The organism is Streptomyces sp. NPDC002265, from assembly GCF_040296125.1.
Lineage (GTDB): Bacteria > Actinomycetota > Actinomycetes > Streptomycetales > Streptomycetaceae > Streptomyces.
Window position 1 is genome coordinate 1 of sequence record NZ_JBEOWS010000011.1, and the last position, 12,684, is coordinate 12,684.

Sequence of the window (12,684 nt, forward strand, 5' to 3'; positions counted from 1 at the left end):
ACCGGAACGCCTGCACCACGAACCCGGGCTGCGGCCGGAACTTCTTCACCCGGCAGCCTCGCCCTCGGCGATCGCCACCGCCACCGCGCGGGCGGCCCGGGCCTTCGCCCCCCGCCGCCCGTACAAACGGGCGCACATCGACGTCAGCACCTCGGTCATGTCCCGCACCAGGTCGTCGCTGGTCTCGGTGGGGTCCAGGACGACCAGGCGCCGCCCGGACGCCGACAGTGCGGCCTCCAGGTGCTCGACGCCGAACCGGGCCAGCCGGTCACGATGCTCCACCACAATCACAGCCGCCTGCGGATCGGACAGCAGCCGGTGCAACTTGCGCCGCCGCCCGTCCAGCCCCGACCCCACTTCGGCCACGACCTCGGCGACAGCCAGGCCCAGCCCGTTCGCGCCGGCCACCACCCGGGCCGTCTGCCGCTCCAGGTCAGGCTTCTGATCGGCCGAGGACACACGGCAGTACGCCACCACCCGGCCCGACGGCTCGACAGTGGCTTCATCGACCAACCACGTCCCCGACGGCGCCTGACGGACAGGAACGGGCATCTTCCCGTCCTTCACCCACCGCCAAGCGGTCTGGTAACTCACGCCCTGCTGACGCGCCCACTCCGACAGCTTCACAAGACCAAGATATCGAGATATGCGATTAGAGGTGACTACGAACGACTAGGAAACCTGCAACAGCTTTCAACCCCCACGCCGGCTCCAGCAGGGACAGATCCTCTTCCCAATATCCGTAATTTGTCACAAATAGGGACTTATTCGGTCGTTCATGGTAAGTGCGGCACATCTTCGCGCCCACCCTCCGCGCGGCCCATCCCACATGAGCAAGGACAACAGTTCGATGAACACGAACAGCCTTGAGACCGTGACCTTCGGTAAAGCATCGAGCGGGCTCGACATGCCCGACACGGCGCTCGCGATGCTCGACGAGCAAGGAACCGTCGTCGGATGGACGCAGGCCGCCGAACACTTCATCGGGCATTCGGCCGAATGCGTCGTAGGGCGTTCGGCTGCACTGGTGCTGCCGTTGTTCGGCGAGCGGCAAAGCACATCGGACTTCGTCAAGCACTGCCGCGCCCAGAACGGCTGGTCGGGGACCACAGCCGTACGTCATCGGGACGGACGCGTGATCGAGGCGTGCTTGCGGATCACGATGCTGCGCGGCCTGGCCGGAGCGGTGCGGTGGTTCGTCTCGATGGTCGACACCGGCACTCTCTCCGGGGACACGATGAGCAGCCTGGTGAGCGGACCACTCCTGGGCCGCGCACCGATCGGGGTCGCCGTGCGCGACCTGCAACTACGGTGCGTGTTCGTCAACGACGTGATGGCCGAGCACGACGGCATCCCCTGTGACAAGCGGCTCGGACGCCGTCTGACCGAGGTCGTTCCCGGTCCCCGGTCGGAGGCGGTCGAGGCCATGACGCAGCAGGTGCTGCAGAGCGGCACCACCAAGGTGCACGAATACCGGACGTGGATGCCGGAGGGCAAAGGCCGGGGGTACCCCCTCGCCGCGTCGTTCCACTGTCTCCAAGGGGCCGGCGGTGAATCGCTGGGGGTATGTCTCGTCAGTGCCAACCTCGCCAAGAGCCGTCTGGCCCGGGAGCGCCTCGCCGTGGTGGGCGAAGCCGAAGCGCGGCTCGGCGGGACGCTGGATGTCATGCAGATCAGCCAGGAACTGGCCGACCTCGCGGTACCGCTGCTCGCCGACTTCGTCGCCGTGGACCTAGAACAGTCGACGTCGTCCGGTGACCTCTCCGCGGTCCGCGCGGCTCCGGCGGGCGAACACCACCCGACTCTGCGCCGTGCGGGGCAGGCCTCGATCCACGCTGGAGTTCCGGAATCGCCATGGATGCGTGGGGGGCCGGTCGCCGTGCCGCAGGCCTCGCCGTTCTCCGCGGTCCGCAGCACGGGCAGGTCTCACCTGGAACCGAACCTCGACCGTGCACCGGGGACATGGCTGGATCAGGTTCCGGCGATCGGGGAGAAGATCCGCTCCTACGGCGTGCACTCGCTGATGGCCGTCCCGATCCGTGCGCAGAACGCCCTCCTGGGTGTGGTGCTGTTCCTGCGCACCGAGGACCCCACGCCGTTCCACGAGGGTGACCTGTTGCTGGCCGAAGAGCTGGTCAAACGCGCCGTGCGGGCGCTGGACAACGCACGCCGGTATGCACGCGAGCAGACTGCGGCCCTGACCCTGCAGCGCAACCTGCTCCCCCGCCGCTTGCGAGGTGGCACCGCCGTCGAGACGGCCTCGCGCTACCTGCCGGCCGACGTGGAACACGGCGTCGGCGGCGACTGGTTCGACGTGATCCCGCTGTCCGCAGCGCGCGTCGCCCTGGTCGTCGGCGACGTCGTCGGACACGGCCTCCACGCCGCGGCAACGATGGGCACGCTGCGCGCCGCCGTCCGCACCCTGGCCGATCTGGAACTGCCACCAGCCGAGTTGCTGTCCCGCCTCGACAACACGATCCAGCGACTGGTCGAGGAGGAGGACGCCGAGCCCGCGGACGGCACGACGGCCGTCGTGGGGGCCACCTGCCTGTATGCCGTCTACGACCCGGCCACCCGCGTATGCACCATGGCCCGCGCCGGGCATCCCCCACCCGCAATCATCGACCCACAGGGCCGGGTGGCCTTCCCTGATCTGCCTACCGGAGCCCCGCTCGGCCTCGGTCTCGGACTCGGGGACCCCTTTGAATCGATGGAACTTGAACTTCCCGAAGGAAGCCTCATCGCCTTCTACACCGACGGTCTGGTCGAATCCCGCGACCACGACATCGACGACGGGATGAACAGCCTGGGCGCTGCCCTCGCCGAGCCGGATCGGGCCCTGGAAGACCTCTGCGACCTCGCAACGGAGTCCTTCCTGGAGCAGACGTCCTGCGACGACGCCACCCTGCTCCTGGTTCGCACCTGCTCACTCGACACCGACCGGGCCGCCACCTGGACGCTGCCCAGTGACGAGTGCGCCTCACGCACAGCACGGCAGTTGGCGGCCAGTCAGCTCCACGCATGGGGTCTGGACGCCCTCGCGGACTCGACCAAGCTGATCGTCAGCGAGCTCGTCACCAACGCCGTACGCCATGGAACCGGCACGGTCACCCTGTGCTTGAAAGAGCACAATGCTCTGACCTGCGAAGTATCCGACACCAGCATCTGCGTCCCACAGCTGCGCAGCGCCGGCATCACAGACGAGAACGGCCGCGGCCTCTTCCTGGTCGCCCAGCTCTCCCACCGCTGGGGATCACGCCCGGCATCCAAAGGCAAAGTCGTCTGGGCCGAACAAGAACTGCCCGGCAGCTCCGGCACCCGATCACGCCCGCTTCAGGCCGCCTGAAGATCAAGAAGGGAATGGCCTTCAGCGCCACACACCTACGACTGCCACATGACCACACCACATTCGCAAGCGGCCCCCCCAAGTGAACACCGCTCAGGCCCATCCGAGCCCGGCGCACCATGGATCAAGCCGGGGCCACGTCACGGCGTGTCGTGGAAGGCGAAGGCCAGCCCGTCCTGCCCCGCGGCCACGACCCGGACGTCCTTGAATCTGTCCTGGGCCGATCGAGGCCGACCGGCCCGGGCCGCGCAGTCGAACACCCGCCGGTCATGACCTGCGCCTCACGCGGCGCTCATACGCCACACATGGCGAACCGAACCCGTGATCACCTTCTACATCTTCTACGCCACGTTCGGATTCCAGCGAATGCGTAACCAGTTCCGGGCCCTGACCGATCAGATGGGACCCGGATTCAGGATCGGCGCGACCGCCGGCCGCACCACCATCACCGGCGAAGGCCTGCAGCACGGGGACGGGGCACTCGCAGCTGCCGGCCGGGGCACCACCAATCAACCTGCCGGGCGGCCGGGCCCCGGACGCGCCCCAACCAGCCCGAACAGGCTGTAGGCCGAACGCTCTCGCCTCACGGAAGACCACTTCGCCGCCCGCAACCCCGGAGATTTCCCTGCCGCCCACGCGTGTCACAAACAAGCAAGCAGTCTGGTCCTTACTGTCGACATCCCCCTTTAGGAGGCACAGATGAGCAATGCGCACACGCACCTGCCCCCGGGCGTTGAGATAATCGCAACCCTGCCGGATGCCGCATCCCGCATCGCGGTCGGCACCGAGGCCAGGACCATCCTGGTCACCCTGCAGCCCGGTGACCCCGGCGCACCGCCGCACCGGCACCCGGGGCCACTCTTCGGCTACGTGACCCAGGGCGAGATCCTCTTCGAGCTGGAGGGACAGCCGCCCCGGGTTCTCAAGGCCGGTGACGCCGTGTTCGAGCCCGGCGGTGACGTGATCCACTACCAAGGCGCCAACAACCTCCCGGACGCGCAGTCGCAGCTGGTCGTGACCATGTTCGCGCCGGCCGGTAGCCCGGTTCTGACCGTGGTCGGCGCGGAGGAGCTGGCCGAAAGGCAACACCTCCGCGCGCCCCGGCCCTGATAGCCACTGGCTTTCCTGACTCCCACCCGAGCCCAACGCTGTCTGCTCACCAACGGGCAGGCTCCTGAGGTGTCGGGTTCGCGAGACGTACCCAGGCCGACCGCCGCTGCGACCGGCCTGGGCCCCACAACGGGGGGCGCCGAGCACGCGGTGGCTAGCCGTTCGACGGCGCCGGGGTTGGGGACGATCTAGACGACGTCGACCTGACGCCAGGACTCGCAGTAGCGGAAGCCGCCGTTGCACCATTCGGTGGGACACCCTCTCCATCGGCAGTACCTGCGCCGAAGCCGCTACGTGAAGAGTTGGGTGGGTGGGGCCCACAGGTCATCTGTGTGCAGAGGTCGGGCAGGGCATTACATCGTGCGGCGGTTCCGGTCGCACCCGCGCCCCGCCCGGCCGGCGCGGCCCGCTCTCCTACCGCTACGCCCGGCCCGGCGAACCGTAGACCCCGACGACACCACCTCTGAGATTCCTCAAGTCGCTTGGTCTGCACAGAACATGGCCGTCAGGATGATCCTCATGACAGGAATCACGGGACTGACCAGGAAGAACACCTTCGTGCTGACCATAAGGGACGCGGACGTGGTCGCGGCGGCCCTGCGCCAGGCACTCGCGCAGGCCTCACCGGAGGAACGCCCCGGCCTGGAACGCGCCGCCGCACTCGTGGATTCCACTGCCTCCGCCACCGAGAGCGGGCTACGCGCCCGCTGGGTCCACTCCCGGCTGGCCGCTGCCGGCTTCATCGGGGACATCACCTCCGTCGCCGCGGTGAAGGCACTACGGCAAGCGGTGCCGACCCTCAGCCTGCTCGCGGCGGTACAACTCCAAAGAGAGGCGGTGACACACCCCGAGTGACCGGGCAGTCATCCCGACGGACTCGGGCAGGCCGTCGGACTGCTCAGAAAGCCCGGTAGCAGCGCGTCCGGTCCGACGAGGCGCTCATCAAGCTCACCTGGCCCGTCGAGGCACCCCAGGTGTTGCGTGGCCAGGCTGCGCGCTCAGCTGGTCCTCCCGGCGGATCGTACAAAGTCCAGTTGGCGGCCAGCGGCTTCGACGTCACGACCGTACTCGCGACGCTCGCCGCTGCTGCCGCCCGGAGTGCACCTGCTGCACGTCGAAGGCGACCCTGCCGAGATCCGCCGGGTCCTCGTGGCTCGGCTCCCCGACCGCCCCACCCCGCGGTCACGGCCGTCGCCCGAGCCATCACTTCGCCCGGCTGACACCTGCGCCGGGCCGCCCGATGCGTGCCGTGGCCCGCAGTCGGCGCAGTCTGCGGATCGCGCGGCGCCGTCGGGCGTGCCGGGACACGCAAGCGGTGGTGCGCTCCTCACCGGGACGGAGCGCACCACCTGAAGGGGGCGCCGGGAAAGGGGGAACCGGGCCGTATCAGCGGCGGTGGTCGCCGCGGTTGTCGTACCAGCTGCCGTCGCGGTGGTGGCCGTACCCTCCGCCGTGACGGTGGTTGTGGCCCCAGGACTCGTCGTCGACGTACCGGCCCCGGTCGTTGTACAGGGTCGCGGTGTCCTCGTCGTTGTCCCAGATGTAGTTGTGCCGGTCCTGGTAGACGTCGGTGTCGGTGTCGCGGCCGACGCCGGTGTGGACACGGACCGTGTCCCGCCCGCCGAGCCGGAAGTCGTCGAAGGTGTAGGTGTGGCCGTCCTCGTCCGACAGCGTGTAGCCGTCGAGGTCGACCGCCCGGCGGCTGGTGTTGGTGATCTCCACCCACTCCCTGTTCAGCGAGCGGTTGGAACGGTCGTCACGGCCCGGCGCGTCGGCCTGCACGTCCGAAATCTCCAGCCGTGCTCGGTCACCGCGCCCCGACTGGTGGTTTTCGGCGGCCGACGCCGGCAGCGCCGCCGCCCCCATACAGGCGGCCGCCACGGCTGTTACAGCACTGAGACGGCGGGCGGTTGCGGAAAGGGAAGCAGACACAAGGTCCTCTTTCGCGAAGGCGTACAGCACACTCGAAGGCGCCACGGCCGGAAAGCCGCAGGCCACTCGAGGTGTGTGGTGTGGGTGTGCGACCGGCCGGCCGCACACCCACACCCTGCAAGCGGACCCAAAAAGTCACGAGGGTTGTCCAGCGCGTGTTACAACTTGCCGACATTTACGTGACTGTCGGATGCATCACCCATCCATCCCAGAAGGGCGCGCGGTTGACGCTCCGAATCTCCAACTTCCTTCCCATACCGGGCAGATGGAGCTATCGCCGCGGACCGCAGCAACCCGCCCCTGCCATGGGGTCACCCGAAAGTGGGTAACAGCCGTCACCCTGGTTTGCCGAGCAGGCGCCTGCTGCATCACGGACCTCGGTACGGGTGTCAGGCACGGTCCGCGGTCACGAACGCGGCGACCGCGTCGGCGAACCGCTCGGGCTCTTCCAGATGACCGAAGTGGCCGCTGCGCTCCAGGACCACCAGTCGTGAGCCGGGGATCAGCTTGTGCAGCTCCTCGGCCCACCGCACTCCGCACACGACGTCGTACCGTCCGGCCACCACCAGTGCGGGCACGGTGAGCGCGGGCAGCGCCTCGCGGTCGTCGACCGGGTCGGCTGCGCCGTGCTCGTCCAGCCCGGAGACATAGCTCGCCCGCAGGGAATGCCCGAGCGGCGCCCACCGCTCAGGCTCTGCCCAGTAACCGGCGATGTAGGCCGGCAGCACCCCTCGGGCAGCGGCCAGCATCGCCTCGTCGTCGGCGATGGCCGGGATGGCCGCGAACGCCTCCAGCACGGCCGGCAGCTCCGGGTGACCGGCGTGCCGGGTCGCGAACTGCTGCACCGAACGCATCATTTCGGCGCCGAACTCCTCTCCGGTGATTGGCGCGCTGTCGTACAGCACGATGCCCGCGAGCCGGTCGGGGCGGTGCAGCGCGTGGTACTGGGCGACGAAGCCGCCGTGGGAATGCCCCAGCAGATGCACACGCGGTACCGCGAGGTGATCGATGACCGCGGCGAGGTGACCGCTGTACAGGGCTCGTGTGTAACCGTGAGGGTGACCGGGCAGCCGCCCGGAACCACCGGTGCCGGCAGGCTCCACGTACACCATCGTCAGCCGCTTCTCCAGCTCCGGCGCACGCAGGTACTCCCAGGCGATGCCGGGCCCGCCGGGGTGCGCCACGCACACCGGCCCGGCGCCATGGACGTGGTAACGCAGGACCACGCCCTCCGCGTCGACGGTGTGGACTCCGGGGGTCAGAGGGTGGGCGACAGATGTGACCATCACAGCTCCCGATCTCGCGAGTGGTTCGATGAACACCGGCAAGATGCGGGAGCAGGCGAGGAGTTCGATCTCGCCGGAGTGATGAGGGTCACGCCCTTCGGGATCCGCGCGTCAGACGATCCCGCGCTCGGGCAGTACGGAGTCCCTCAGCGCAATGGGGTGGAACAGCCGCAGCTGGGCGACCCGGCCGCCGCTGAGACTCATGATCCATGCCACGGCGGGCGGGCAGTGCCCGGGATCGTCGGCCGGGCTGACGAGGTCCATCTCCCACACGGCCAGCGTTCGGCCCGCGGCCACGTTCACCGGCCGCTGACGCACTCCGGCGGCCAGATCCCCGTCCATACCACGGGCCAGCAGATCTGCCCCGCCGATCCGCGCGGCTCCGCTCATCAAGGCGACCTCGGGTGACCACCGCTCGGTCAGGACCCTGCCGAAGTGGCCGGCCTCCGCGGCGGCCAGCGTGTCCCGTGCCTCGTCCCAACTCGCCGCGGTGCGCACCCGGGCATCGCTGTGCGCCGCGTCCGCGGTCGCGGCCAGAGCTCCGGCGAGTCTGGCCCGGGCCTGGTTCAGCCGGCTGCGGACCGTGCCCACGGGCACCCCCAGAACCTGGGCGATCCGCTCGTACGCGGTCACGCCCTCGGTGAAGTGCCGCAGCACCAGGGGGATCCGAAGCGTGACGGGCAGTTCCTCGACGGCCTCCCACACCCAGTCCCGCAGCGCATGGTGCTCCAGCGTCTCCTCGGGTCCGGCGTCCGGATCGGGCACGGACAGCCCGTCGAACGGCTCGCCGGGCCGGGAACGACGAAGCAGCATCCGGCAGTTGTTGCGCACGATCATCCGCAGCCACGCACCGACCGCGCCCGGATCACGCACGTCCCCGATCCGGGCCAGGGCGACGAGCACGGCGTCCTGGACGACGTCGTCCGCGTCCGGGCCGGGACCCAGGATGCTCAGCGCCACGGCCCGCATGCCCGCCCGGTGCCGCTCCAGCAGCAGCCCCAGCGCCGCCACGTCACCGGCCTGCGCCGCTCTGGTGAGCCTGATGTCCTCGGCGCTCGCGTCCGCTGCCGCCCGCCCGGCCATGGCACGACCTCCCCCTGGCAGACCTGCTCGGACAACCGTACCGGGCTGCGCTCACCGCGGCGGCCCGGGAAAGAGCACCCGGAGTGTGCGCAGCTTTCTGTCGCGGCGGACCGTGATCCGGGCCAGGGTCGCCGGCCAGGGACTGACGGCATCCGCGGGATCGATGACGTCCAGCTCCCACACGGTGATGTCCCGGCCGGCCACGACATGGGGCAGGTGCTGGCACACCCCGGCCTCCCAGTCGCGGCGCATGGCCGGGAAGGGGTGCACGCGCTCCCCGGGTGGGCCGAGGAGTTCGGTCCTCCTGGGCCACAACTCGGCTACTTCACCTGGCAGATGCCCCTGCGCGCCACCCTGCAACGTCGCCGCCGCCTGCTGCATGCCGTCCTCGGCACGGGCGGAGGCGTCGACGTGCGCCTGTGCGGCGGTCGCGAGCAGTACCTGAGCGAGCTCTCCTCTGGCCGGGTTGATCCGACTGCGCACCGTCCCCGACGGGAATCCCGCACGCGGCGGCGCTCTCCTGGTGCGACGTGATGCCGCTGAAGTCGCAGCATAGGCCGTAGCAGCCCGGCCAGTTCATCCACCGTGCCTCGGATCCAGCCCCGCATGGCGTGCCGCTCGCGGACTCGTTCAGGGTGGGTCGGTTCGTGATCACACAGACGCACACGGTCGAGGCCGTCCGGCCCGGGCAACTCCCGTCTGGCGGACAGCCGCATCCCGGCCGTGTTGCGCACGATCGCCTTCAACCGCGACGCCACGGCCGCGGGATCTCTCGCATCGCCGATCAGTGGTCAAGGACTACATCGCGCAACAGAAGCGGCCGGACTGAACGCGGCCGGCCCTGGGGGCGGCAGACAGTGCGGACCCGTGCTCACAGCGCAGGTCAGAGCAATCGTGAGAGGCGATTCACCCTCAGCCTGAAGGCCGGGGAACTCTCGCAGGATCAGAGGTAGGAGGTCGAAGTTGGCCCGACCGCCCGGTCCTACAGCCGGACTCTGCGCAGGGTCGTCGGCAGCCTCCGTGCCGACATCGACGAAGCCAGCAACAGGGCTGGCTCGGCGAGACCGCAGGCCAAAAGGTGAGCCTCGCCGCGGCGAACGAGAAGCTCACGGCGATGAGCCGTCTCACCGAACGGCATGGCGTGGCCCACCTAGGCATGCCCGGCCTCCGGTCCGCTTCGGGTCGGCAAGGCTGACTGCCCGACGCCTCTGCTTCGCAAGCCGGAGCCCACGTGGACAGATCCGCCTTGAGGGTGAGCGCTTCATCCTCAAGGCCTGCGCCGACGGGCTCTCAGGCATCGGCGCAGCCCTTCGCCGGCCTCGCCCACGGCGACGAGCAGCGCGGCGGAGGCCGCGCACGCCGCGAGAGAGGTGGATCGGTCCAGGGCCTTGCCCAGGAGCCACAGAGCAAGGGCAAGCAACACCCACCAGGCGGTGACCGACCAGACGAAGCGCCACCGGCGGCGCGTGTCGGTCACGACGCCGCCTTCGAGGCTCCAGAACTCACGCCAACCGCCGGAGCACATCCGGCAATTGCTACGACGCCAGCGACAACCGTGACTGCCCGGGTGATCGCGGGTGGAGCGTCGGCACGGCGCGGGATCGTGTCGAGCGGGGCTGCGGCCCACAGGGAGAGCAGGGCCCAGCCGCGTGGACGTGCAGGCGCCAGGCGGGCGTGCAGGCGATGCGGAATCCGGCCGGTCAGCAGGGCCGGCCCGGCCGGGAGCAGAGTAAGGGAAAGGGAAAGAACGGCGAGGCCGGCCAAGTGCCAGGTCACGGGTGCAGGGACTCCTGTCGTCGGGGCGGGGCGTGGTGGGGTCAGCCGTGGCGGCCGACGGCAGCCACGACTAGGCCGGTTGCCAGCACGGCAAGGCCAGTGACCAGAACGGGCAGGCCGGGGCCGGGCAGGACATACATGGCGGTCCCGGCTGCTGTGAGTACCGCGCCGACGGCTGCGAGCGCGGTTCCGACGCGCCGTTCGGGCATGGGGCTCCTCATCATGGCTTGGAACCATCACTCCGGCGGCCAACAGGGCAACGGCCACACCGGCCGGGACCGCAGGTCCAGACCGAGCGCGGGTATGCCGAAGTGGAAGTCGCGTTTGGAGTCGTACGTGCTGCTGAAAGGGGTGTTCGCCCACACCAGTGCCACCACCGCCGCTGCCGGCAGCACCAGCCCACCGACCGTCTCCGTGCGCAGGACCCGGGCCACCCGCACGCTCCGGCCAGGGCAGTGGGGCGAGGAAGACCGAACGCTCACGCAGGGCAGCAGGCATGGCACACCTCCGGGGCATCGACGTGTGGGCACACGGGCCCATTGACGCCGACCAGACTTCCCGGCACACCCCGCATCTCTTGACGCGTTCTTTACACACTATCAACCCCGGCCCTGCCACGACCAGGTGCGTCCTTCGGGCGGCCTGCAGCTGAAGCCCGCCTCGTCCTCGAAGCAGATGTAGTTCCTGCAGGCTGCCCGGGCTCTTTCGCCTCCGCCCAGGTCGCCTCCTCCAGCCGGTCGCGGCTCGTTCGTCGCGCTCGGCCACGCTGGGTGCGGGCATCTGCGGGGTGAAACCGAGCCGTCGCATCAGCCTCGTTGCGCCCAAGGTGCTGTAGACACCTCAGGTGTTTAGCGTGTCAAGCGGCTTCGGCTCGTTCGACGGGAAAGGCGGTCTGTTCGTCGAACAGTTCGGTGTGCTGGAGGCAGTGGTAGAGCTGGCCGATCATGCGGTTGAACAGGTGGCGCTGAGCGCCGGCGTGCCAGTCGCCACAGTCGTCGCGGCGGCGGCGGTAGTGGGCTTTGGCGCCAGGTGAGGCGTTGGGGGCGGAGAAGGCCCACAGGTAGCCAGCCGCGTTGAGCCGGTCGTTCTTGACCCAGCGGCGGGTGATGGACGACTTCTTGCCAGAGGCGCGGGTGATGGGCGAGGAGCCAGCGTATGCCTTCAGTCCGCGGGCGTCGGTGAAACGGGTGCGGTCGTCCCCGACCTCGGCGAGCACCCGGGCGCCGAGCTGGACGCCGAGGCCGGGGAAGGACAGGTAGATGTCAGCGTCCGGGTGCTGAGGGAACACCTCCTCCACCGCCTTCGCGAGCCGGTCGGCGGCGGTGCAGGCGGCCTCCAGCTGGATCAGCAGGGCCAGCATCTGCTCGCCGAGGGCGTCCTCCACAAGCGGAGGCTGGTGGGCCCACTCGGCGCGGAGGACCTCGTGCAACCGGTCGGCGTCCGCCTCGATGCCGCGCTGGCGTCCGGCGCGCTTGAGGGCGGCTTGGAGCTGTGTGCGGGTCAGACGGGCCGCGCGGGTTGGGGTTGGAGCGGCCTTGAGCAGGGCGAGGGCCTCGGGGCGGCACAGGCCGTTCTTCCATGGCTCGACCGCGGCCAGGGCGGCGGGGTAGTACTCGCGCAGCAGCGAGCGGAGCTGATTGGCGATGGTCTGACGGTTCCAGGTGGCGTCCTGCTGTGCCCGGGCCAGGACGGCGATGGCGCGGGCGAGGTCGGTGTCGTCGGGCAGGACACGGTGGGCATGCATGTCCGTGCGCAGGATGTTCGCCAGCACGAGGGCGTCGCCGGGGTCGGACTTCTTGCGCGAGACGGAGTGGCGGTCGCGGTAGCGAGCGGCAGCCATCGGGTTGATCGTGTAGACCTTCCGCCGACCGGTGCGCAGGACGGCGACCAGCAGGCCCCGGGAGGTCTCGATCGCGACCGGGATGGGGTTGTCCTCGGTGTCGCCGTGCTCGGCGAGCAGGTCCAGCAGGATCTTGTACCCGGCCGCGTCGTCGGTGATGTGCCGTTTGGCGACCAGCATTCCGGTGTCGTCGACCAGCGCCACGTCGTGTGTCTTCTCTGCCCAGTCGATGCCGCAGTAGATCAAAGTCCCTCCCGGTACTGCCTGTACGTTTGTGCTGGTCACGAGCTCGTGCGGAACCACGCAGCGAC

11 protein-coding genes and 3 pseudogenes are annotated in these 12,684 nt (G+C 69.5%); 4 read left to right on the top strand and 10 right to left on the bottom strand.

Annotation, left to right across the window (positions count from 1 at the left end):
* Nucleotides 1-45: 45 nt before the first annotated feature.
* Nucleotides 46-627, bottom strand: a complete 582-nt coding sequence (locus ABT085_RS03520; RefSeq protein WP_351601374.1) for an IS607 family transposase — start codon at nucleotides 625-627, stop codon at nucleotides 46-48.
* Nucleotides 628-850: 223 nt separating this feature from the next.
* Here ABT085_RS03520 and ABT085_RS03525 point away from each other — a divergent pair, with 223 nt between their 5' ends.
* The 4 genes and pseudogenes from ABT085_RS03525 to ABT085_RS03540 all read left to right on the top strand — a co-directional run bounded on the left by ABT085_RS03525 (nucleotide 851) and on the right by ABT085_RS03540 (nucleotide 5,311).
* Nucleotides 851-3,346 carry a SpoIIE family protein phosphatase gene (locus tag ABT085_RS03525; RefSeq protein WP_351601378.1) on the top strand — a complete coding sequence of 832 codons (2,496 nt, stop codon included), beginning with the start codon at nucleotides 851-853 and terminating at the stop codon, nucleotides 3,344-3,346.
* 315 nt (nucleotides 3,347-3,661) lie between these two features.
* Nucleotides 3,662-3,823, top strand: a pseudogene (locus ABT085_RS03530) (transketolase-like TK C-terminal-containing protein); the annotation flags it as partial.
* 222 nt (nucleotides 3,824-4,045) lie between these two features.
* The gene (locus tag ABT085_RS03535; protein ID WP_351601381.1) at nucleotides 4,046-4,456 is read left to right on the top strand and encodes a cupin domain-containing protein; all 411 of its coding nucleotides are present in this window, start codon (nucleotides 4,046-4,048) and stop codon (nucleotides 4,454-4,456) included.
* Between the two features lie 519 nt (nucleotides 4,457-4,975).
* Nucleotides 4,976-5,311, top strand: a complete 336-nt coding sequence (locus ABT085_RS03540; protein ID WP_351601384.1) for a hypothetical protein — start codon at nucleotides 4,976-4,978, stop codon at nucleotides 5,309-5,311.
* Nucleotides 5,312-5,842: 531 nt separating this feature from the next.
* On the opposite strand, the gene ABT085_RS03545 is transcribed toward ABT085_RS03540, so the two are convergent.
* The 9 genes and pseudogenes from ABT085_RS03545 to ABT085_RS03580 form a co-directional block, all read right to left on the bottom strand.
* Complete coding sequence (locus ABT085_RS03545; protein ID WP_502982616.1) at nucleotides 5,843-6,322, bottom strand: lamin tail domain-containing protein; 480 nt, start codon at nucleotides 6,320-6,322, stop codon at nucleotides 5,843-5,845.
* Between the two features lie 455 nt (nucleotides 6,323-6,777).
* Entirely contained in the window at nucleotides 6,778-7,674 is an 897-nt protein-coding gene (locus tag ABT085_RS03550; protein WP_351601390.1) for an alpha/beta fold hydrolase, read from the bottom strand.
* Between the two features lie 111 nt (nucleotides 7,675-7,785).
* A complete protein-coding gene (locus ABT085_RS03555) occupies nucleotides 7,786-8,757 on the bottom strand; it encodes an RNA polymerase sigma factor (protein ID WP_351601393.1) in 972 nt (323 codons plus the stop codon).
* A 51-nt stretch (nucleotides 8,758-8,808) separates the two neighbouring features.
* Nucleotides 8,809-9,240, bottom strand: a complete 432-nt coding sequence (locus ABT085_RS03560; protein WP_351601396.1) for a hypothetical protein — start codon at nucleotides 9,238-9,240, stop codon at nucleotides 8,809-8,811.
* A 784-nt stretch (nucleotides 9,241-10,024) separates the two neighbouring features.
* Nucleotides 10,025-10,234, bottom strand: coding sequence for a hypothetical protein (locus ABT085_RS03565; protein WP_351601399.1), 210 nt, complete (start codon nucleotides 10,232-10,234; stop codon nucleotides 10,025-10,027).
* 340 nt (nucleotides 10,235-10,574) lie between these two features.
* On the bottom strand, nucleotides 10,575-10,757 hold the full coding sequence (locus tag ABT085_RS03570) for a PGPGW domain-containing protein (protein ID WP_351601402.1): 183 nt from the start codon (nucleotides 10,755-10,757) through the stop codon (nucleotides 10,575-10,577).
* 57 nt (nucleotides 10,758-10,814) lie between these two features.
* A pseudogene (locus ABT085_RS03575) lies at nucleotides 10,815-11,031 on the bottom strand (Na+/H+ antiporter NhaA); the annotation flags it as partial.
* A 106-nt stretch (nucleotides 11,032-11,137) separates the two neighbouring features.
* A pseudogene (locus ABT085_RS46620) lies at nucleotides 11,138-11,367 on the bottom strand (winged helix-turn-helix domain-containing protein); the annotation flags it as partial.
* A 22-nt stretch (nucleotides 11,368-11,389) separates the two neighbouring features.
* Complete coding sequence (locus ABT085_RS03580) at nucleotides 11,390-12,619, bottom strand: IS110 family RNA-guided transposase (protein WP_351601514.1); 1,230 nt, start codon at nucleotides 12,617-12,619, stop codon at nucleotides 11,390-11,392.
* Between the last annotated feature and the right edge of the window lie 65 nt (nucleotides 12,620-12,684).